This is a genomic window from Bradyrhizobium sp. USDA 4502, assembly GCF_054063355.1.
In genome coordinates, this window is record NZ_JBSSGF010000001.1 from 3720665 (window position 1) to 3742458 (window position 21794).

Genomic DNA, 21794 nt, shown 5'->3' on the forward strand with positions numbered 1-21794 from the left:
CTAGCCGGCGAAGCTCTTCTGCACCGCCTGGTCGAGCGTGGCGCCGCCGAGATAGCGCTGGCGCAGCTCGCGCTTGAGCAGCTTGCCGCTCGGATTCTTCGGCAAGGCATCCACGAAGATGACCTGCTTCGGCACCTTGAAATGGGCCATCGACGCCGCGCAATGCTTGATGACGGCGTCGGCATCGAGGCTCTGGCCGGCCTTGACCACGACGATCGCGGTCACCGCCTCGATCCAGCGCGGATCAGGCAGCCCGACCACCGCGACCTCCGACACCGAAGGCAACCGGTAGATCATCTCCTCGACCTCGCGGCTCGCGACATTCTCGCCGCCGCTCTTGATCATGTCCTTCACGCGATCGACGACGGTGATGTAGCCGTCGGCATCGATGGTCGCGAGATCGCCGGAATGAAACCAGCCGCCGGCGAACGCGGCCGCAGTCTTGACCGGATCGTTGTAATAGCCTGACAACAGATGCGGCGAGCGATGCACGATCTCGCCGACCTCCCCCACCCCGACGTCGGTCATATCAGGCCTGACCACCCGCGTCTCGACATTGATCGCGGGCTTGCCGGCCGAGCCGGCCTTCGGCAGCTGGTCCTCCGGCGACAGCACGGTCGCGAGCGGTGCGATCTCGGTCTGGCCGTAGAAATTCCAGAACTTCACGTCGGGCAGCCGGCGCTGCAACTCGAGCAGCACCTCGACCGGCATGATCGAAGCGCCGTAATAGCCCTTGCGCAGGGTCGACAGGTCGGTGCGGTCGAACGCGCCCGAGCGCAGCATCGCGATCCAGATCGTCGGCGGAGCGAAGAACGAATTGATCTTGTGGGCCGCGATCAGCGCCAGGACATTGTCAGGCACCGGCTTGCCGGTAATGAGGCTGGTGGCGCCGAGATAGATCGCGGGCCCCAGAAAGACGTCGAGCTGCGCACAGTGATAGAGCGGCAGCGCGTGCAGCACCGTGTCGTCCGTCGCCATGCCGCCGTCGATGATGCAGCTGACATACTGCCACATGACGGCTTCGTGGGTGAGGATCGCGCCCTTCGGCAGCGACTCGGTGCCGCTGGTGTAGATGATCTGCGCGGGATCGAGGCTGTCCACCGACGCCTCCGGCGCCGACGCGTCGCTGTGCAACAGGCTGTCGAACGTCGTGATGCCGTTGGGCGCGGTGGCCGGATCCTCGCCGGGCAGCCAGACCAGGGTCTCGACCGCCGAGCCCTTGGCGGCCGCAGCGTGCGCCGTCTCCACGAAATCGGGGCCGACCGCGAGCAGCCTGGCGCCGGAATTGGCGAGGATGAAATTGATCTCGTCCGGATTGAGCATGAAGTTGATCGGCACCAGGATGGCGCCGATCCGGGCCACCGCAAAGCGTAGCGCGGCGAAGCCGTGCGAGTTGCGCGACAGCACCGCGACGCGATCGCCCTTCGCAACGCCGAGCGCGAGCAAGCCGCGGCCGAGCCGATTGCAGATCGCGTCCATCTCCGCAAAGCTCCAGCTCACCGCGCCGCAGATCAGCGCGGTCTTGCCGGGGTAGCGCTTCGCCGACCGGCGCAGCAGATCGCCGATGCTGTGCTCGCGGGCGCGCTGGATGGTTGCTGCGATGTCTCCGCTCATTTGTCCCTCCCGAATGTGCTTGTTGTCGTTGTCTTTGTCTTGTCTCGGCCGCGCCGTCGCTATTGCCGCGCGGCGTAAGCGTGTTCCATGTAGGTGTGCTCGACCGAGCGATCGAGCGAGGCGATCTTCTCGAAACCGCGCCGCCAGTCCTGCAGGTGCCGCCGCGTCCACAGCACGCCGGCCTCCTTGTCGCGCCGCTTGATCGCGTCGAGCAGATGATGGTGCGCCTCGACCAGCCGCGCGCCGCCCTCAGGCACGCCGCCCACGATCATCTCGGTGGTCGGAAAGAACAGTTGCGCGGCGGGCTCGCGCGCCAGCTGCAGCACGCGGTTCTGCGAGGCCTTGGCCATCAGCACATGGAATTCCGCATCGAGCTCGGCAAGCGCAGCGGGATTGCCAACGACAGCTGCGCTGCGCTCGAGATTGCCGGCGAGCTCGGCGATGTTCTCCTCGGTCGCGCGCTCCACCGCGCCCTCGACGCTCGCGACCTCCAGCGTCATCGAGGTCTCGAACAATTCGCGGAACGTCACCTCGTGCAGGATCAGCGCGCGGGACAGTCGCGTCGCGAGCTTGTTGTAGCGCGGCAGGCAGGCCTGCAGCCGGCGGCTGGAATCGCGGCGGATCAGTCCGCCCTCCTCGAGCACGCGAATGCCTTCGCGCACCGTCGAGCGGTTGACGCCGAACTGCGCAACCAGCTGCTGCTCGGTGCCGATCGGCTCGCCCGGCTTGATCCGCCCGTTGATGATCTCGCGTTCGATCGCGTCGGCGACCTTCTGATAGGCCGGCGCGACATCGATGCGCCGGAACAGCGGCGTGGTGGGCATCTTCAGCTCCCCGGGGCTCCCGATTGTCGTTTGTCGGACAAAGGATAGGCGAAGGCCTTTGGGGCGTCAAATGAGCGATATCCAGCCTGATTGTCGCACCCAGGCGGGCGGAATTGACACCGGAACCAGGCAAATCTAGCTTTGTCGGACAAACTGATAAGAGCACCTCGGGGAGGCACACCATCATGAAATCCATCGTCACGAGTCTGTCCGCCGCCGGCCTGATCGCGGCTGTGCTGGCAGGGCCGGCGCTCGCCCAGCAGGCGCCGCTCAAGATCGGCGTGCTCACGGATTTCCAGTCGGTCTATTCGGACATCGGCGGCGCCGGCAATGTCGAGGCCACCAAGATGGCGATCGAGGAGTTCGGCGGGTCGATGTTCGGCAAGCCGATCGAGCTCGTCACCGCCGACGCCCTCAACAAGGCCGACGTCGCCGCCACCATCACCCGCAAATGGTACGAGGCCGAGAATGTCGACATGATCATCGACATGCCGACCTCGGCGACCGCGCTCGCCGGCATGGAGATGTCGAAGCAGTTCGAGAAGATCATGATCGTGACGGATGCGGCGAGCTCCGACATCACCGGCAAGTCCTGCTCGCCCTACACGCTGCACTGGACTTACGACACCTACGCCAACGCCCACACCGTCGGCAGCGCGATCGTGAAGAACGGCGGCGATACCTGGTTCTTCATCACCGCCGACTATCTGTTCGGTCATTCGATCGAACGCGACACCGGCGACGTGGTCCGCGCCGCCGGCGGCAAGGTGCTCGGCAGTGCGCGGCATCCGCTCAACACGCCGGACTTCTCGTCCTTCCTGCTGCAGGCGCAGGCCTCGAAGGCCAAGATCATTGGCATGGCCAATGGCGGCGCCGACACCATCAACACCATCAAGCAGGCCTCCGAATTCGGCATCGTCGCGGGCGGCCAGAACCTCGCCGGCATCGTGATGTTCATCTCGGATATCCACAGCCTCGGGCTCAAGCTCGCGCAGGGCCTGATCATCACCGAGGCCTACTACTGGGACCTCAACGACCGCACCCGCGCCTTCGGCAAGCGCTTCTTCGAGCGCATGAAGCGGATGCCGACGATGAACCAGGCCGCGACCTACAGCGCCACCCTGCACTACCTCAACGCGGTGAAGGCCGCCGGCACCAAGGAGACCAGGCCGGTGCTGGCCAAGATGCGCGCGACCCCGGTCCGCGACGCCTTCACCGACAACGGCGTGGTGCGCGAGGACGGCCGCATGGTGCACTCGATGTTCCTGTTCGAGGTCAAGAAGCCCGAGGAATCGAAGGCGCCGTGGGATTACTACAAGGTGCTCGCCGAAGTGCCCGGCGACCAGGCGTTCCGGCCGCTGAAGGACGGCGGCTGCCCGCTGATCAAGTAGGCAAACATGATCATGGCCGGGGTCCGGGACCTCGGCCAAGACATTAAAATGATTGGGAAAAGGCTGGCAGGAGTGGCAGGGCTCGAACCTGCGACCCCCGGTTTTGGAGACCGGTGCTCTACCAATTGAGCTACACTCCTGCAGGGAACCGGCGTCGCCGCCGGTTCGCGCCGTTTCAAGCACAGGGCATGGCCGGTTTGCAAGGGCGAAGCGGTGAAGCTTCTGTTCATTGCAAAACTTCTGCGCCAGACTTCGGCGATCACCCCGTGTCGGCACCTCGCCGCAAGAATCAAGAACCAGGGAGAGACCATGAACGCCCAAACCGCCACCAAGCACGCCGCCAGCCCGACCACCCCCTCTCTTCCCCTCGCCAAGCCCGAATCGATCGGATTGTCGAGCGCGCGGCTGCAGGCGATGTCCGACACCTTCCGCCGCGAGGTCGACAAGGGAACCGTGCCTGGCGTGACGGTGCTGGTGGCGCGGCGCGGCCAGATCGGCTGGTTCGACGCGATCGGCCGGCAAAGCCCGACCGCCTCGGCGCCGATGGCGCATGACACGATCTTCCGCATCTTCTCGATGACCAAGCCGATCGCCTCGATCGGCATCATGCAGCTGCTGGAGGACGGCCACTTCCTGCTCAACGACCCCGTCGCGAAGTTCATCCCCGAATTCGCCGAGACCAAGGTCGGCGTCGACAACAACGGCAAGCTCGAGCTGGTACCCGTGCAGCGGCAGATGACGATCCAGGACCTGCTTCGCCACACGTCTGGGCTTACTTATGACCACACCGGCAACGGCCCGGTGCAGCAGCTCTACCAGCAGTCGCGGCTGCGCAGCCGCAAGATCACCAATGCCGAGCACGCCACCATGCTCGCCGGCATGCCGCTGGTTTGCCAGCCCGGCGCCGAGTGGAACTACAGCCGCTCCACCGACATACTCGGCCGCATCATCGAGGTCGTCAGCGGCAAGACGCTCGGCGCGTACCTCACTGAGCACATCCTCTCGCCGCTGCAGATGACCGAGACCGCCTTCCACACCGGGGAAGCCAATGCCGGCCGCCTCGCCGAGGCCTTTGCCAACGATCCCTGGACCAACGAGAAGGTGCAGCTGTTCAACATGCTGGAGAAGCCGGCGATGGAATCCGGCGGCGGCGGCCTGGTTTCGACCACGATGGACTATGCCCGCTTCGCGCAGATGCTGCTGAACGGCGGCTCGCTCGACGGCACCAGGATCATCGGCCGCAAGACGCTCGAATTCATGGCCTCCGATCACCTCGGCGCCGGCGTGGCAATCCAGGGCACGTTGGTGTCGCCCGGCCACAGTTTTGGCCTCGGCTTCGCCGTGCGCATGCAGCAGGGCATCGCGCCGTTCTCCGGCTCGGTCGGCCAGTACTTCTGGAGCGGCATGGCCGGCACATTCTTCTGGATCGATCCGAGCGAAGACCTGATCGCGGTCTTCATGATGCAGGGCCCGGGCCAGCGCGAATATACCCGCTCGCTGGTGCGCAACGGGGTGTACGCGGCGGTGGAGTAGTCCGTCATTCCGGGGCGCGAACCTAAGATGCGCAATCGCGCATCGGGGAATCTCGCGCAACAACATCGAGATTCCGGGTTCAGCCCTGCGGGCTGCCCCGGAATGACGAGTGATGCTCAGCTGATCGTCGCGCCGCCGTCGATCACGATGGTCTGGCCGGTCATGAAGTCGCCGGCCCGCGAGCCCATCATCACGGCGGCGCCCGCGATCTCGTCCGGCACGCCGATCCGCAGCAGCGGCGAGCGCGCGGTCGAGGCCTTCAGATTGTCCGGATTGTCCCACAGCGCCTTCGCAAAGTCGGTCTTGATCAGGCCCGGCGCGATGCAGTTCACGCGGATATTGTGCTTGCCGTATTCGCAGGCGAGGTTGCGCGCGAGCTGCATGTCGGCGGCCTTGGAGATCGCGTAGGCGCCGAGGATGGTCGAGCCCTTCAGGCCGCCGATCGAGGACACGATGATGATCGAGCCGTCCTTGCGCTCGATCATCTGCGGCACCACCATCGAGATCAGCCAGTTGTTGGCGACGATGTTGTTGTCGAGGATCTTGCGGAACTGATCGTCGGAGATGCCGGCGAGCGGACCGTAGTAAGGATTGGACGCCGCGTTGCAGACCAGCACGTCGATCTTGCCGAAGGCGCGGTTGCTCTCGTCAACCAGGTTCTGCAGGTTTTCCTTCGACGAGATGTTTGCCGCGATCGCAACCGCGGTGCCCTTGCCGTAGCTGTCGTTGATCTCCTTCGCCACCTGCTCGCAGACGTCAGCCTTGCGCGAGGAGATCACGACCTTGGCGCCGTGCTCGGCCATGCGCTCGGCGATCGCGCGTCCGATGCCGCGCGTCGAGCCGGTGATGACGGCGACTTTTCCCTTCATGTCGAACAAGGTCATGTTTCTCTCCCTGATGTTAAGTGTTCGTCTTAGCGTCATTCCGGGGCGACGCACCAGCGTCGACCCGGGATCTCGAGATTCCCCGATGCGCAATTGCGCATCTGCGGTCTGGTCCTTCGGACCATCCCGGTATGACGATCACGCAAGCTTGCTCGCCGGCCTGACTTCAGGCCCGGACGGCTGATGCATCGCGGCGTGGCGCGGATCGGCAATCCACGGCTGCTGGTTCACCATCGGCAAGCGCCAGGTCGACAGGCCGGCGCTCGCGATGTGATCGAGCCGCGTCACCGAGACATTATCGATATCGAACGACAGCCCCCTGTCCGGCTGGCCGCCGAGCGCCAGCCCGACCGCGGCCTTGATCACGCCGCCATGGCCGACGGCGATGATATTCCTGCCCGCTTCCGCGGCGGTGATCCGCACAATGGTGCGGCAGACGCGGGTGTAGAGATCCATGTAGCTCTCGCCGCCGGGCGCGGGATCGTTGACGTCGGCGAACCAGGCCGTACCCGGCGGGCGACTGGCGAGAAACGCGGCGCGGTTCATACCCTGCCATTGGCCGAGATGCTGCTCGGCGAAGTCGCGTTCCTGCGTCATGCTTTCAGGCTTTGGAAACCCGGCAGCCCAGATCGCGTCCGCAGTCTTGTGTGTGCGCTTCAAATTGCTCGAATACCAGACCGCATCGCGCGGCAGCATCTTGGCGACCGCCTCGAACACCTCGACATCGCCGGTGTCGCAGTCGATATCCTCTTGTCCGTAGATGTTGCCGCCGTCGCTGCGCACCGGCGCGTGACGAACCCACCACCACCGCGTCACCGTCACCTCAGGCTTGTCTGGATTGGACATCGGATGAGCCCTTCAATAGTGTCCCGTCTCGCTGTACGTCACGCCGCACACCGTCTCAAGTGCTTCGGACGTTTGAAATTTTGTTTGAATTCCGTCGCGCGGCAGACGCGCCAAGGACCACCCGAACTAATCACGTGAACAGGGAGAAACTCATGGGCCGCCTCGAAGGCAAATCCGTCATCATCACCGGCGCTGGCAGCGGCATCGGCCGCGCCGCCTCGCTGCTGTTCACCAGTGAAGGCGCCAAGCTGATCGCGGTCGATCGCACCGAGGGCGTCAACGAGACCGCCAAGCTGGTGCGCGATGCCGGCGGCACTGTCGAGGCCGTCACCGCCGATGCCGGCTCGGAGAGCGACGTGAAGGCCTTCATCGAGAAGGCGGTCTCGAAGTACGGCAAGCTCGATGCGATCTGGGCCAATGCCGGCGTCAGCGGCGGTCTCGTCCCACTCGCCGACCAGACCGTCGAACACTGGCAGGAGGTGCTGCGCGTCAATCTGATCGGCCCATTCCTCGCGATCAAGCATTCGATTCCGCATATGACGAAGCAAGGTTCCGGCTCGATCGTCTGCACCGCCTCCGTCGCGGGCCTGAAGTCGGGTGCCAGCGGACATCCCTACGGCGCGAGCAAGGCCGGCGTCATCAGCCTGGTGCAGACCACCGCCTACTCGCTCTCCGGCACCGGCGTCCGCATCAATGCGGTGTGCCCGGGCCTGATCGAGACCGGCATGACCAAACCGGTGTTCGATCGCGCCAAGGAGCGCGGCACCCAGGACAAGATCGGCCAGCTCAATCCGCTGAAGCGCGCCGGCCAACCGCATGAGCTCGCCGCGATGGGATTGTTTTTGGCGAGCGATGAAGCGTCCTACGTCAACGGCCAGGCCATCCCGGTCGACGGCGGCCTCACCGCATCGATGCCGTATACGGGCAAGCCGATCTAGCGAGGGCAGTCTCCGTGGTTATCCCGGCTGCGGCCCCGATGGCTCCACATTCACGACCGTCGTCCCGGCGAAGGCCGGGACCCATAACCACAGGGTCGAGTAGTTGAAGAAGGCTGTTGCCCCAGCGTCGCGCATTCATTGGCATTTGGGGTAATGGGTCCCGGCCTTCGCCGGGACGACGCTGGAGATGGTTCGCATTCAAGGTGCCAAACAATGCGGTGTCATCACCTGCGCATACGCATGCGGGTGATCCAGTATTCCAGAGACCTCTGTGCTTGAGCCGAGAGGCCGCGGCGTACTGGATCGCCCGGTCCGAGCCGGGCGATGACAGCCGAGAATGGGGATACAGTTTCGCATTCTCGCGACATGAATCGCCCGAGTCTTGCCTTTCGTTCCGCTCTAGGTCCGCGCAACGCGCGACCCGATGATAAACTCCACGAAACCCATCATCTCACCGCGCGGATATATTCGATGGGTTTCGCTTCGCTCTACCCAACCCATCCCACACGCCTGGACCGCAATAACCGCCGGCAACGGTCCGAATATTGCTTGGCCTCGGCAGGCCAACCAGCTGTTATACTTCGCTGGCAGGATCGCTCGCACACTCGTCATTCCTCGCACAATCCCTCGCAAACGAACAGGCAATGCAAAATCAACGTTCCGACCGCATCCGCAAGCTATTGGCCGACCTCGTCGCGTTCGACACCGTCAGCGACCGCAGCAATCTGCCCCTGATCGACTACATCGAGCGCTACCTCGCCTCGCTTGGCCTCGCGGGGCAACGCATCGTCGATGAAACCGGGCAGAAATCCTCGTTGTGGGTCACTGTCGGCCCTGAGGACAAGGCCGGGCTGGTGCTGTCGGGGCATACCGATGTCGTGCCAGTTGTGGGACAGGACTGGAGCCACAACCCGTTCGAGCTCGTCGAGCGCGACGGCCGGCTGTACGGCCGCGGCACCACCGACATGAAGGGCTTTGTCGCCGTCTGCCTCGCGATGGTTCCCGAGATGCTCGCGGCCGATCTGAAGACGCCGATCAATCTTGCCATCTCCTATGACGAGGAGATCGGTTGCGTCGGCGTACGTCCGATGCTGCGCGAGGTCGCGCGCAAGCCGATCAAGCCGCTCGGTTGTTTCGTCGGCGAGCCGACCCAGATGCAGGTCATCATCGGGCACAAGGGCAAGCACGGCGTGCGCGCCACGTTCCGCGGGCTTGCCCGCCATTCCTCGATTGCGCCCGACGGCGTCAACGCCATCGAATATGCCGCTGACCTGATCACCGAGATCCGCCGCCGCGCCGCGTTGCTGACCGCGGATGCCGAACAAGGCAGCCTCTACGATGTCCCGCACTCGACCCTGCTCACCAGCATCGTGCATGGCGGCGCCGCGCTGAACATCGTGCCCGACCAATGCGTGGTGGAATTCGAGTGCCGCGGCATCGGCATCACCGAGTCGAGAGAGGTGACGGACGCGATCATCGCCTGGGCCAAGGCCGAGATCGAGCCTGACATGCGCAAGCGACATCCCGAATGCGGCATCGAATTCGAGGAGATCCTCGACTACCCCGCGCTCGACACCGCCGCCGACGCCGCCATCGTCACGCTCGCCAAGCAATTTGCCGGCCGCAACGACCACGCCAAGGTCGCCTTCGGCACCGAGGCCAGCCTGTTCGTCAGCATGGCGGACGTGCCGTCCGTTGTGATCGGCCCCGGCTCGATCGCACAGGCGCATACGCCGGATGAGTTCGTCGAGATGTCGCAGCTCGAGGCGTGCGGCGCATTCGTCGCACGGCTGATCGCACATTGCGCCAAGTGATTTGCAAATGATTGCGTAGGATCACGGACGCCTCACAACCCGTCCGGCGGTAGCCCCGGTCCCGTTGCGGCGGGACGGAGCTTGTCGCGCTTGCGCTCGCGGTAGAAGGCATAGAGGCCGGAGGCCACGATGATCGCGGCACCCGCGAGCATCGGACCGTCGGGCTTGTGGCCGAAGGCGAGATAGCCCGTCAGCATCGCCCACGGCAGCGCGGTATAGCGGAACGGCGCCACCGCCGAGATGTCGCCTGTGCGCAGCGACACGATGATGCACTGATAACCGATCAGGATCAGGACCGCGGCCAATATGAGCAGGCCGAGCGCGGTGCCGGACGGCGGCCGCCAGCCGCCGAGCGGGACAAGGACGACAGCACCCGCCGTCGTCACGGTCACGGTGGTGAGCAGCGTGATGAACACGGTCGGCAGCTCTTTCGGGATACGGCGGGTGGCGAGATCGCGCACCGCGCAGAAGCCGACCGACGCCAGCGCCAAGAGCGCAGCCTGGCTAAAGCCTTCCGCACCGGGCCGAACGATGACAAGCACCCCGATGAAGCCGGCCGCGATCGCAAGCCAGCGCCGCCAGCCGACCGGCTCGCCGAACACCAGCGCCGCACCGAGCGTGATGACCAGCGGCAGCGCCTGGAAGATCGCCGAGGCGTTGGCGAGCGGGATCTGCGCGATCGCGGAGAGATAGGTTAGCGTGCCGCCGATCTCGCCAAGGACGCGCAGCCCGACCGGCCAGATCAGCAGCACGCTGAAACTGCGCAGCGCGTCACGGTACCAGGCGAGCGCCGCGACCAGCACCATCGCAACCAGGCCGCGCACCAGCAGGATCTCGCCGATGTTGAGCTCCGCCGACACCGCCTTGGTGATGGTGTCGTTGACCGTGAAGCTGGCCATGGCCGCAGCCATGAACAGGCTGCCGCGAAGATTGGAGGAAAGAGCCAAAATGAAAATGTCCGATCAGGACCAGGGCGGGCGTTGACCGGACTGACTTGCCAAAGCGGCAGCGCGAACTCAAGTCACAGATGGCTACAATGCGGAAACATGCCGCACCTTGCAGCGGCGGCGCGAGCCTTTGGAATCGCGATCGGCCTGCTGCTCCCTCGCGCCGCTCTTGCCGGGTCAAGACGAGCGCAGCTCGCTCTTAGTGGGTTGAGTGAAGGGCTTGCTCCGCACAGACGGCGGCAAACGAGTTGCGGAGACTCCCCCTCACCCGGATCGCACTTCGCTTCGCTGCATGCGATCCGACCTCTCCCCGCAAGCGGGGCGAGGTAAAAAGAAAAGCGGCGCGAGCCCTGTTGGATCGCGCCGCATTCTTGGATCAGGTTGCGCCGGCCTTCTGCGCGTATTCCCATGACGCCTGCGACAGCGGCACGGTGCGCTTGGCCGACTCGAGGGCCTTGGCATTCGCCGCGGTGCCGTCGCGAACCCGGCCCGCGATGCCCTGCGTGATGCCGGCAAGGCGGAACAGGTTGTAGGAGAAATACCAGTTCAGGTCCGGCACCGGGATGCCGGTCACGTCGCAATAGATCTGCGCCGCTTCATCCTGGCTCGGAATGTTCAATGCCTTGAGGTCGGCATTGACGAGGCCCGGCATGGTCCACTGCATCAACAGGTAGGTGAAGTCGGCCATGGGATCGCCGAGCGTCGACAATTCCCAGTCGAGCACCGCCTGCACCCGCGGCTCGGTGGCGTGGAAGATCATGTTGTCGAGGCGATAGTCGCCATGCACGATCGAGACGCGCTTCTGCTCCGGAACGGTTTTCGGCAGCCACTCGGCGAGCTTCTCGAATTCGGGAATGTGCTGCGTTTCGGAGGCGCGGTACTGCTTGGTCCAGCGATCGACCTGTCGCGCAAAATAATTGCCGGGCTTGCCGAAATCGCCGAGGCCGATCGCCTCGGGATTGAACAGATGAAGCTTGGCCAGCGTCTCGATCTTGCTGGCGAAGATCTTTCGGCGCGCGTCGGGCTCCTGGGTCGGCAGCGTCGGATCCCAGAACACCCGCCCCTCTTCCATCGACATGATGTAGAAGGCCGAGCCGATCACCGCGTCGTCGGTGCACAGCGCGTAGGCTTTCGCAACCGGGAAATTCTGCTTGCCGAGCGCCGCGATCACGCGGAACTCGCGATCGACCGCATGCGCCGACGGCAATAATTTACCGAACGGCTTGCGCCGCATCACGTAGTTGCGGCCGGGGGTCTCGAGCTTGTAGGTCGGGTTGGACTGGCCACCCTTGAACTGCAGGACCGTGAGCGGCCCCTGATAGCCTTCGACGTGTTCCCTCATCCAGGCGTCGAGACTAGCCTCGTTGATACGATGGCGCTCCTCGACTTCCCTTGTGCCGGAAAATTCTTCGTCTTTCCTGACGCCGTCCGCCACGATGACGCTCCCTCAACTCGATTTTTCAAAGAGCGCGTCGGGGCGCTCCATCAATCAGGCTGGCACGCCAGCCTGATCTCTCTTTTTCATTCTGAGCACGATGTGCGCGCGAACGCCATGCGTTCCGCATCATGCTCAGTGCGACGTGTTTGCATACTTCCGAAGTTCAAGTCTGGCAATGGCGCGATTGTGCACCTCGTCCGGACCGTCCGCCAGGCGCAGCGTGCGGATGTGGGCATAGGCGCGGGCGAGCCCTGCTTCGTCGGCGACGCCGCCGCCGCCAAAGGCCTGGATCGCCTGGTCGATGATCTTGAGCGCCATGTTGGGAGCTGCGACCTTGATCATCGCGATCTCGGCCTGTGCGGTCTTGTTGCCGACCTTGTCCATCATGTCGGCGGCCTTGAGGCAGAGCAGACGGTTCATCTCGATGTCGGTGCGGGCATCGCCGATGCGCTGCTCCCAGACCGAATGCTCGATGATCTTCTTGCCGAACGCGGTGCGCGAGGCGAGCCGCTTCACCATCTTCTCCAGCGCCTCCTCGGCCTGGCCGATGGTGCGCATGCAGTGATGGATGCGGCCCGGACCGAGACGGCCCTGGGCGATCTCGAAGCCGCGGCCTTCGCCGAGCAGGATGTTTTCCTTCGGCACGCGGACGTTCTCGAGCAGCACCTGGGCGTGGCCGTGCGGCGCATCGTCGAAGCCGAACACCGGCAGCATCTTCTCGACCTTGATGCCGGGGGTATCGAGCGGCACCAGGATCTGCGACTGCTGCTGATGCTTGGCGGCGTTGAAGTCGGTCTTGCCCATCAGGATCGCGATCTTGCAACGAGGATCGCCGACGCCCGACGACCACCATTTGCGGCCGTTGATGACGTAGTGATCGCCGTCCTTCTCGATCCGGGTCTCGATGTTGGTGGCGTCGGACGAAGCGACCGCCGGCTCGGTCATCAGGAAGGCGGAGCGGATCTCGCCGTCCATCAGCGGGCGCAGCCATTTGCGCTTCTGCTCCTTGGTGCCGTAGCGGATGAACACTTCCATGTTGCCGGTATCGGGAGCGGAGCAGTTGAACACTTCCGAAGCCCAGGAGATGCGACCCATCTCTTCCGACAGCAGCGCGTATTCGAGATTGGTCAATCCCGCGCCGTGGAATTCATCGTCCTCATGCGAGGACGGCGGCATGAACATATTCCAGAGGCCTTCGGCCTTCGCCTTCTTCTTCAGATCCTCGAGGATCGGGATCACCTTCCAGCGCGGGCCCTCGGCATCCTGCTTGTCGTAGATCGGCACGGCGGGCCGAACGTGCGTTTTCATGAAGGCCTGAACGCGCTCCAGCCACTCCTTCTGCTTGGGCGACATCGTGAAATCCATGGGACGCTCCTCGTTTCCTAGACTTGGGCCGCTGACCTGGGCCGATGACCTGGGCCGTAGCCATTTGCCGACATTGTTGACCCCGCCTCCGCGGCTCGCAAGGGCGTTCGCGAAAGGGCGGCGGCGGTGTGCCAGAATGCTGCCCCGCGATCCGCGGATTGACATTTCCGACCGTTCAAACGATAGTTTCATACAAATGTTTGAAATGCAACCTTGCGTTCGTCATTCCGGGGCAGCCCGCAGGGCTGAACCCGGAATCCGGAAATTGTGGAGCGAGATTCCGGGTTCGATGCTGCGCATCGCCCCGGAATGACCGGAGGCTCTCAGCCATGGCCAGCGACCAGACCCGATCCGCCATTCTCGCCGCCGCCGAGCGGCTCTATGCCGACCGCGGCTTCGGCGACGTCACGCTGCGCGACATCGTCGCGGAAGCGAACGTCAACCTCGCGGCGGTGAACTATCATTTCGGCTCCAAGGACGAATTGATCGCGGAGCTGTTCGTCACCCGCAGCATCCAGACCAACCGCGAGCGCCTCAACGAATTGCGGGCGGCGGAGGAAAAAGGCGGCGGCCGCGCCGCGATCGAGGACATCATGCGCGCCCTCGTCGGCCCCACCCTGCGCGGCTGCCTCGGGCCGGATCGCGAGGGCTCGACCGCGGCGCGGTTCATGATCCGCGCCTCGATCGAATCCGTGCCGCCGATCCGCCGCATCAAGAATCGCGAGGTCGATCACCTGCGCAAGTTCGCCGCGGCGATGCGCCGCGCGATGCCGGCCAGCAGCGACACCGAGCTCTATTGGGGCCTGCACTTCGCGCTCGCGATGGCGCACCACACCATCCGCGAGAAGGAACGCCTGCTGCGGCTGTCGGAAGGCAAATGCGATCTCGACGACGTCCGCGGCATCATCGATCGCGTGGTCACGGTCTCGGTGATGGCGCTGACGATGGGCGACGTGCCGAGCAAGCCGGCGCCGCGACCGGTCGCGATGCACGGGCGGCTGACGCGGCAGGATTTGTGAAGCGAGGGCGCCGCTGCGGCGCCCTGCCCTTACACCATCGCGATGCAGTCGATCTCGACGTCGAACGGCCCGGTCCATTCCGGGATGCAGACGAAGATCCGCGCCGGCGGCTGGTGTGGGAAGTACCTTGCATAGACTGCATTGAAGGTTGTGAAGTGCTTTGCCGAAGTGCAGAACACGTTGCACTTCATCACATTGTCGAGCGTGGCGCCGGCCGCCTCGAGGCATTGCTTGAGCTGCTCCATGACCAGCTCGCTTTGCAGCTCGATCGACGCGCCGGCGGCGAACTCGCCGGTCGCGGGATCGAACGGCGGCAGGCCGGAGACGAACACCATGTTGCCGGCCCGGGTCACCGGCGACGCCGGCGCCTTCCAGCGCTCCAGCCAACTCGAGATCGGTTCGACGCGGACCACTTCCCGTTTCATGATTGGCACCTTCGATGAGGGATCGATGGCGCCAACCTAGCAGGCGGATGTCAATGATGCCTCGATGCTGGTCGAAGTGTTGTTGCGGAATGACGACCCTGGTCCCGTCACCCTGAGGAGCGCGCCCTTGCGCGCGTCTCGAAGGGTCGACGGCCACCAGCGGGGCCGTTCATCCTTCGAGGCTCGCAAGAGCTCGCACCTCAGAGTCTGACTCATAAATCACCCAACCTTAGCTGCAGCCGCGAGTCTGCGGGTCAGGAGCCTGATGTGTGCAATCAGCAGCCAGGCAGCTTCGGTTGCCACCGTCGCCTCGAAGTCCTTGGCGAGGCGGCGGCATCTGCCGAACCAAGCGAATGTGCGTTCAACCACCCACCGCCTCGGCAGAAGCTGGAAGCCTTTGACGCCTTGAGGCCGCTCGACGATCTCGACAGTCCATGGACCGCAGTCTGAGAGCGCGTCGAGGAGTTGATTTCCGCGGTAGACCCGGTCGGCAAAGACGTGGCGCAGCCGGGGGAAGTTCATCCGCACGTTCTTCAGCAGCGGTACGGCGCCATGGCAGTCCTGAACGTTGGCCGGATGAACATGAACCCCGAGGAGGAGGCCATTGGTATCCGTCACGATATGCCGCTTGCGGCCGTAGATGCGCTTGCCTGCATCGTAGCCGCGCGGTCCGCCAGCTTGCGTGGTCGGCGCACTTTGACTGTCGATCACGGCTGCCGTCGGCTTCGGTGTCCGTCCAAGCTTTTTTCGCGCCCGTCGGACAAGCACGCTGACAATCCTCTGCCACCGGCCTGTATCCCGCCATCTATAAAAATAGCCCTGCACCGTCGAATAGGGCGGGAACTCCTGCGGCAACGCCCGCCACTGGCAGCCGGTCGAAACGATATAGAGGATCGCTTCGATCACACGACGCAGCTCCGTCTTACGCGGCCGGCCGCGCCGGTTCGCTCGCGGCAACAGGCGTCTGATCACCGCCCACTCCGCATCGGTCATATCGCTTGCATAACGCAGATCGTCCCGCCGATATTGCTCCCGAGTGATCTTGGTCCAGGGCATCGTGCTCTCCCTCGAATCTTTGCAAATCCGATGGAATCACACCCCACTGAGATCACTCACCCATTTTTCAGTCAGGCTCTCAGGATGACGGAGAAACTCCACCGCCCGCGGCCTCGAAGTCAGTGCCTACAGAATCCCCTGCGCCTTCAGTCCCTCGACCTTGGCGTCGTCATAGCCGATGGTCGCCAGGATCTCCTTGGTGTCGGCCCCCAACAGCGGCGGGGCGCGGTATTCGGTGATCGGCGTGCCCGAGAAGGTCAGCGCGTTCCGGATCAGCGACAGGTTCGGCTCGAACGGATGGTCGACCTTGACCCGCATGCCGCGCGATTGCACGTGCGGATCGCTGAACACCTGCTCGAAATTGTTGATCGGGCCCGACGGCACGCCGGCCTCCTCGAGCTTCTCCAGCCAGTAGGCGACCGGCTTCTTCAGGAACAGCCCGGCGAAGATCGCCATGATCTCCTTGCCGTGCACGACGCGGTCGTTGTTCTTGACGAAGCGCTTGTCGTTCGCGAGCTCGGGCTCGCCGAGCACGGCGCAGGTGCGCTGGAACTGGCCGTCATTGCCGACCACCAGCATCAGCTCGCCATCAGTGCAGCGGAACACGCCGGCCGGCATGCCGCCATTGCCCCAGGTGCCGCGGCGCGGCGGGGTCTTGCCATTGACGAGGTAGATCTGCAGCCAGTGCGACAGCGATGCGATCACCGTGTCGAACAGGCAGACGTCGATGTGCTGCCCTTCCCCGTTGTTGGCGTCGCGATGGTAGAGCGCCGAGAGGATGCCGATCGAGGTGTTCATGCCGGTCATGTAGTCGACGATCGAGGGGCCGACCTTCATCGGGCCCTCGCCCGGCTCGCCGTCGATATGGCCGGTGACGCTCATCAGGCCGCCCATCGCCTGCAGGATCGCATCATAGCCCGCGCGCGGCGCGTAAGGTCCGGTCTGGCCGAAACCCGTCACCGAGCAATAGATGATACCGGGGTTGAGCTGCTTGATGGTCTCGTAGTCGAGACCGTAACGCTTGAGGTCGCCGACCTTGTAGTTCTCCATCATCACGTCGGCCGTCTTGGCGAGCTCGCGGATGATCGCCTGCCCTTCCGGCTTGGCGATGTTGACGGTGACCGACTTCTTGTTGCGGTTGGCGCAGAGGTAGAACGAGTTGTTGTTGTTCTGCTTGCCTTCGGGATCGGTGAGATAGGGCGGGCCGAAGGCGCGGGCATCGTCGCCGCCGCCGGGCCGCTCGATCTTGATCACCTCGGCGCCGAGATCCGCCAGCATCTGGGCCGACAGCGGGCCCGCGAGCACCCGCGTCAGGTCGAGAATCTTGATGCCCGAGAGTGGCAGAGCCGACATGAACCTTCCTCCAAATCTTGCGATATCTTGATTGTGTCGCACCGGGCCGCTGCCCGCGCGCGCTCAAGCCTGCCGATACACCATTTTGGTGTGACGAGCACTGCATTGTCGGCATGAAGCCATCCCCGGGCGGCCTATGTGCGGCGCACCGGCGGTATTTGGCCGGAACCGGCCGGCCCCCGCCCCGATTGCCGCCACGCGAAATTGTGAAGATGGCCGACACCCATTTGCCTCAGCGTCAGCGGTATTTTGCCGCGACGAGGAGGAAAACATGCGGACGATCACGACGGTCGGGTTGCTGCTGACGCTGCTTGCGGCCGCGATGCCGCCGGTGGACGCGCGCGGCAGCCACGGCCATGGCGGCGGGCACGCGATGCACGGCATGCACGTGGGCGGCGCCACTGGCGCCGGCAGTTTTGCCGACGACAAGCGCCACGGCAACGACCCCTACACCAAGGCGGCCTCCGACGAAGAGGACCGCCTGCTCAACAGCAAGCTGAAGAGCATCTGCCGCGGCTGCTAGGACGACGTCCAGCGAAGCCGCGCCAGGATCGCGCGGCCCATGATCCAGTCCTTGTCGCTTTCGCTGAGGAACGGAAGCTCCTCCGTGAATTGCGTCACGCGCTGCCGGTAAGTGGCCCGGGCGAATGAGTTGGTTAGATCGGTCCCCCAGTGGCAGCGCTCCGGGCCGTAGGCGTCGAACAGGCGGTGGATGTGCGGGATCACGTCGCGGAATGGATATCGCTCAGTCGAAATCAGCGGGACCGACGACAACTTCACCGATACATTCGCATATTTTGCGAGCGCGGCCGCCTGGACGATAGCCTCCGGCACCATGTTGTTTTCCGATGAGCCGGGACGAGGGCGAAGTCCCGCGCCGACGCCCATGTGATCGATGATGAGCGTAAGTTGCGGGTGCCGCTCGGCGATGCGGGCGAACAGCGACGTCTGCCCCTCAGTGAGAAACATCACCGGCAGGCGGGCCTTCTCCGCCGCCGGCCAGAACCAGTCCGCGGTTCCGTCTGTCAGCCACGCCGCTTCGCCGGGGCCGACGTTCAACCTCACGCCCAGTACGCCGGGCTGGTCGCGCCAAGTCGCAAGCCGTGCCGCGCGGTCGGGCTTGTCGAGGGCGACACGCGCCATGATGGCGAAGCGGCCCGGGTACCGTCTGACTGCCTCCTGGGCATAATCGATGCGCTCACCTTCAAGCGACACTGGCGGAACGATGACAACGCGATCGACGCCAGCCTCGTCCATCAGTGGAATGACTCGCTCGATGGTGAAGGGCTCCGGGAGCTGCGGCTTGGCACCGGGGAGCCAGGGTCTCTCCGGAGTGCTTGCCGGCCACAAGTGAACCTGCGAATCGACGATCACTCGTTTTTGCTGCGCGACTGCTACAGTGGCGCGTTGCATTGACAGCGCGACACCGGTCGCGACGGCGCCGGTCAGAAGATGACGGCGTGAAGGCATGTAATGTCCTTCCTGTTCTATGGCTTTGGTCACGACATGATGGTGATCGGCACGGCGCGCCTCAGCAGGGGTAACCGCAAACTGGCTCGCAATATTGAAGATCACATCAGGAAATTGCGGCCGTAGAAATAGGGCTCACGGTCAATTTGCGCCGCAACAATCTTGAATCGCGCATTTCTCGGCTGGGCCCTGGCGCGGCGACCTACGACGCGATCGCCTGCCGCGGCTGCGCGGTGGCGCCGATCAGCTTGCCGATCTCGGGCTTGCAGCCGCCGCAATTGGTGCCGGCCTTCAGACAGCGGCCGATCGCATCGACGCTGTCGGCGCCCTTTTTGATCTCGGCGGTGATCTGGTGCCGTCCGACGCTGAAACAGGAGCAGACGATCGGGCCGACATCCTCGCCCGCGCCGAACGGCCGTCCCGCGAGCAGCGACATCCGCGCATTGGCCGACAATTGCTGCTCGGCGAACAGCCCGGTCAGCCAGGCCCGCGACGGCAGCGCGTGATCGGGCGCGATGAACACGCAGCCCTCGAGCCGGCCGTCGCGCACCGCCGCGTAGCGGAAGCGTCCCGCCGCCGGATCGCGATAGGCGATCCACTCGATCTCGACACCTTCGAGGCCGAGCTGCGCCCTCGCCCAGTCGCGCCAGCTCTCCGGGCGAGTGTCGAGCGCGAGCTCCAGCCGCGTGCAATCGCCGGCCTTGCCGTAGACCCAATAGCCGCTTGCCGGACGCCTGATCGCGTCGCGGCTCAGGATGAAGGCGTGCCATTTCGGCGTATAGCGATCGGCCTTGACCGGCGTGTGCTTGGACTCCGGCTGGCCGGACACTGGATCTGTCGCCGGATTGACCAGCGCGTTGACGCGCCCCTCGCCGGCGAACTCCGCGTTCCAGTGCATCGGCACGAACACGCAGCCGCGGCGCTGGTCGGCGCTGACCACGACGCGCGCGATCATCTCGCCCCAGCTGCTGGTCAGCCGCACCAATCCCTCGTTTTGCAGCCCGGCCTGCCGCGCATCCTCGGGGTGAAACTCGGCATAGGGCTCGAACACATGCGCCAGCAGCCGGCCGGTTTTGCCGGTCCGGGTCATGGTGTGCCACTGATCGCGCACGCGGCCGGTGTTGAGCACCAACGGAAAGTCGCGGCTGGTGGCGTGGCGCGCCGCGCGCGGCGCCACCGGCACGAAGCGCGCCTTGCGGTCCGGCGTGAAGAATTGCTGGCTCTCGAACATCCGCGACGTGCCGGCCGGATGGTCCGACGTCACCGGCCACTGCACCGGCGCCAGCGCGTCATAGGCGGTATCGTCCAGCGCCGCCAGCGCCGAGATGTCGAAATCGCGCCGGCCGCTATTCTCGAAGCCGGACAGTTCGGCGTGCTCGCGGAACACCTCGGCCACCGAGGCATAATCGAAGCCCGAATATCCCATGCGACCGGCGACGTCGCAGATAATGCGCCAGTCGGCGCGCGCCTCGCCCGGCGCTGCGAGAAACGGCCGCTGCCGCGAGATCCGGCGCTCGGAATTGGTGACGGTGCCGTCCTTCTCGCCCCACGCCAGCGCCGGCAGCAGCACGTCGGCATGGCGCGTGGTGTCGGTGTCGCGCATGCAATCCGTCACCACGACGAGCTCGCAGGCGTCGAGCGCGGCGCGCGCGCGATCGGCATCCGGCAGGCTCACCACCGGATTGGTCGAGATGATCCACACCGCCTTGATGCGGCCGTCGGCGATCGCGTCGAACATGTCGACCGCTTTCAGCCCGGCCTTCTCCGCGATCACTGGCGCACGCCAGAACCGCTGCACCAGCTCGCGATGCGCGGGATTCTCGATCTCCATATGCGCGGCGAGCTGGTTGGCGAGCCCGCCGACCTCGCGGCCGCCCATCGCGTTGGGCTGGCCGGTCAGCGAGAACGGCCCCATGCCGGGACGGCCGATGCGTCCAGTCAAGAGATGGCAATTGATGATGGCGTTGACCTTGTCGACGCCGCTCGACGACTGGTTGATGCCTTGCGAATAGAGCGTGACGACGCGCTCGGTGCGCGTGAACCAGTCGAAGAACAGCCCGACCGCGCCTTCGGTCAGGCCGCAGGTCGCCGCGGTCTGCGCCACGGTCTGGCCGCCGACCTGCTTCAGCGCGTCGACCACACCCGTCGTGCAATTGCCGACAAAGCCGCGGTCGACCGCGTTGCTGCCGGCGAGGAAGGCGAACAGGCCGTTGAACAGCACGGAATCGCTGCCCGAGCGCAGCGGCAGATGCAGATCGGCGCCCTCGCAGGTCGCGGTGCGGCGCGGATCGATCACCACGATCTTGCAGGCCGGATTCTTCTCCTTCGCCGCCAGCATGCGCTGGTGCAGGATCGGATGGCACCAGGCGGCGTTGGAGCCCACCAGCACCAGAAGCTCCGCCTGCTCGAGATCCTCGTAGCAGCCCGGCACGGTGTCGCTGCCGAAGGCGCGCTTGTGCCCGGCGACGCTGGAGGCCATGCACAGCCGCGAATTGGTGTCGATATTGGCGGTGCCGACGAAGCCCTTGGCGAGCTTGTTGATGACGTAATAGTCCTCGGTCAGGAGCTGGCCGGAAACATAGAACGCAACCGCGTCGGGCCCGTGCTCACGAATGATCCTGCTAAAGCCATCGGCGACGCGATCGAGCGCGTCGTCCCACGCCGCCGGCGCGCCGTCCACCATCGGCTCGAGCAGACGCCCGTCGAGATCGATGGTCTCGGCGAGCGCCGAACCCTTGCTGCAGAGCCGGCCGAAATTGGCCGGATGCTGCTTGTCGCCCTCGACCTGGACGGCGCCCGCCGCGTCCTTCGACGCGATGACGCCACAGCCGACACCGCAATAGGGACACGTGGTCTTGACGGACATTGCCTGACCGC

18 protein-coding genes and 1 tRNA gene are annotated in these 21794 nt (G+C 64.8%); 6 read left to right on the forward strand and 13 right to left on the reverse strand.

What is annotated here, in order from left to right; translation table 11 throughout:
• Both ACVW1B_RS17230 and ACVW1B_RS17235 read right to left on the reverse strand, forming a co-directional pair.
• Window positions 1-1614 (reverse strand): acyl-CoA synthetase, encoded by a 1614-nt coding sequence (locus ACVW1B_RS17230; protein WP_253608202.1) that lies wholly within the window; start codon window positions 1612-1614, stop codon window positions 1-3.
• A gap of 59 nt (window positions 1615-1673) precedes the next feature.
• Window positions 1674-2438, reverse strand: coding sequence for a FadR/GntR family transcriptional regulator (locus ACVW1B_RS17235; RefSeq protein ID WP_018272155.1), 765 nt, complete (start codon window positions 2436-2438; stop codon window positions 1674-1676).
• Window positions 2439-2623: 185 nt separating this feature from the next.
• Between ACVW1B_RS17235 and ACVW1B_RS17240 the strand changes: the two genes are divergently transcribed.
• The gene (locus ACVW1B_RS17240; RefSeq protein ID WP_253608200.1) at window positions 2624-3829 is read left to right on the forward strand and encodes an ABC transporter substrate-binding protein; all 1206 of its coding nucleotides are present in this window, start codon (window positions 2624-2626) and stop codon (window positions 3827-3829) included.
• 64 nt (window positions 3830-3893) lie between these two features.
• On the opposite strand, the gene ACVW1B_RS17245 is transcribed toward ACVW1B_RS17240, so the two are convergent.
• Window positions 3894-3969, reverse strand: a tRNA-Trp gene (locus ACVW1B_RS17245).
• A 169-nt stretch (window positions 3970-4138) separates the two neighbouring features.
• On the opposite strand from ACVW1B_RS17245, the gene ACVW1B_RS17250 reads away from it, so the two are divergent.
• Window positions 4139-5362: a serine hydrolase domain-containing protein gene (locus ACVW1B_RS17250; RefSeq protein ID WP_253608199.1), complete on the forward strand. Its 1224-nt coding sequence runs from the start codon at window positions 4139-4141 to the stop codon at window positions 5360-5362.
• 116 nt (window positions 5363-5478) lie between these two features.
• On the opposite strand, the gene ACVW1B_RS17255 is transcribed toward ACVW1B_RS17250, so the two are convergent.
• Entirely contained in the window at window positions 5479-6246 is a 768-nt protein-coding gene (locus tag ACVW1B_RS17255; protein WP_026192903.1) for an SDR family NAD(P)-dependent oxidoreductase, read from the reverse strand.
• Window positions 6247-6384: 138 nt separating this feature from the next.
• Complete coding sequence (locus tag ACVW1B_RS17260) at window positions 6385-7092, reverse strand: histidine phosphatase family protein (RefSeq protein WP_168857052.1); 708 nt, start codon at window positions 7090-7092, stop codon at window positions 6385-6387.
• Window positions 7093-7244: 152 nt separating this feature from the next.
• Here ACVW1B_RS17260 and ACVW1B_RS17265 point away from each other — a divergent pair, with 152 nt between their 5' ends.
• Both ACVW1B_RS17265 and argE read left to right on the forward strand, forming a co-directional pair.
• Window positions 7245-8030: an SDR family NAD(P)-dependent oxidoreductase gene (locus ACVW1B_RS17265; protein ID WP_253608198.1), complete on the forward strand. Its 786-nt coding sequence runs from the start codon at window positions 7245-7247 to the stop codon at window positions 8028-8030.
• A 644-nt stretch (window positions 8031-8674) separates the two neighbouring features.
• A complete protein-coding gene (argE, locus tag ACVW1B_RS17270) occupies window positions 8675-9844 on the forward strand; it encodes an acetylornithine deacetylase (protein WP_253608197.1) in 1170 nt (389 codons plus the stop codon).
• Between the two features lie 32 nt (window positions 9845-9876).
• Here argE and ACVW1B_RS17275 read toward each other — a convergent pair whose 3' ends face one another.
• The 3 genes from ACVW1B_RS17275 to ACVW1B_RS17285 all read right to left on the reverse strand — a co-directional run bounded on the left by ACVW1B_RS17275 (window position 9877) and on the right by ACVW1B_RS17285 (window position 13594).
• Window positions 9877-10791, reverse strand: a complete 915-nt coding sequence (locus ACVW1B_RS17275) for a DMT family transporter (protein ID WP_092082390.1) — start codon at window positions 10789-10791, stop codon at window positions 9877-9879.
• Between the two features lie 376 nt (window positions 10792-11167).
• Window positions 11168-12226 (reverse strand): phosphotransferase family protein, encoded by a 1059-nt coding sequence (locus tag ACVW1B_RS17280; RefSeq protein ID WP_092082388.1) that lies wholly within the window; start codon window positions 12224-12226, stop codon window positions 11168-11170.
• A gap of 135 nt (window positions 12227-12361) precedes the next feature.
• Window positions 12362-13594: an acyl-CoA dehydrogenase family protein gene (locus ACVW1B_RS17285; protein WP_456821812.1), complete on the reverse strand. Its 1233-nt coding sequence runs from the start codon at window positions 13592-13594 to the stop codon at window positions 12362-12364.
• Window positions 13595-13923: 329 nt separating this feature from the next.
• On the opposite strand from ACVW1B_RS17285, the gene ACVW1B_RS17290 reads away from it, so the two are divergent.
• Entirely contained in the window at window positions 13924-14613 is a 690-nt protein-coding gene (locus ACVW1B_RS17290) for a TetR/AcrR family transcriptional regulator (RefSeq protein WP_057019566.1), read from the forward strand.
• Between the two features lie 29 nt (window positions 14614-14642).
• On the opposite strand, the gene ACVW1B_RS17295 is transcribed toward ACVW1B_RS17290, so the two are convergent.
• The 3 genes from ACVW1B_RS17295 to ACVW1B_RS17305 all read right to left on the reverse strand — a co-directional run bounded on the left by ACVW1B_RS17295 (window position 14643) and on the right by ACVW1B_RS17305 (window position 17447).
• Window positions 14643-15038 (reverse strand): RidA family protein, encoded by a 396-nt coding sequence (locus tag ACVW1B_RS17295; RefSeq protein ID WP_253608195.1) that lies wholly within the window; start codon window positions 15036-15038, stop codon window positions 14643-14645.
• Between the two features lie 219 nt (window positions 15039-15257).
• Entirely contained in the window at window positions 15258-16094 is an 837-nt protein-coding gene (locus tag ACVW1B_RS17300; protein ID WP_253625200.1) for an IS5 family transposase, read from the reverse strand.
• A 126-nt stretch (window positions 16095-16220) separates the two neighbouring features.
• Window positions 16221-17447 carry a CaiB/BaiF CoA transferase family protein gene (locus ACVW1B_RS17305; RefSeq protein ID WP_253608193.1) on the reverse strand — a complete coding sequence of 409 codons (1227 nt, stop codon included), beginning with the start codon at window positions 17445-17447 and terminating at the stop codon, window positions 16221-16223.
• Between the two features lie 271 nt (window positions 17448-17718).
• Here ACVW1B_RS17305 and ACVW1B_RS17310 point away from each other — a divergent pair, with 271 nt between their 5' ends.
• Entirely contained in the window at window positions 17719-17970 is a 252-nt protein-coding gene (locus ACVW1B_RS17310; protein WP_141339650.1) for a hypothetical protein, read from the forward strand.
• Here the strand turns inward: ACVW1B_RS17310 and ACVW1B_RS17315 are convergent.
• Both ACVW1B_RS17315 and ACVW1B_RS17320 read right to left on the reverse strand, forming a co-directional pair.
• A complete protein-coding gene (locus ACVW1B_RS17315; RefSeq protein WP_233442899.1) occupies window positions 17967-19022 on the reverse strand; it encodes an amidohydrolase family protein in 1056 nt (351 codons plus the stop codon). The two genes, ACVW1B_RS17310 and ACVW1B_RS17315, sit on opposite strands and share 4 nt — an antisense overlap.
• A 97-nt stretch (window positions 19023-19119) precedes the next feature.
• Window positions 19120-21783 (reverse strand): nitrate reductase, encoded by a 2664-nt coding sequence (locus ACVW1B_RS17320; protein WP_456792416.1) that lies wholly within the window; start codon window positions 21781-21783, stop codon window positions 19120-19122.
• Window positions 21784-21794 lie beyond the last annotated feature (11 nt).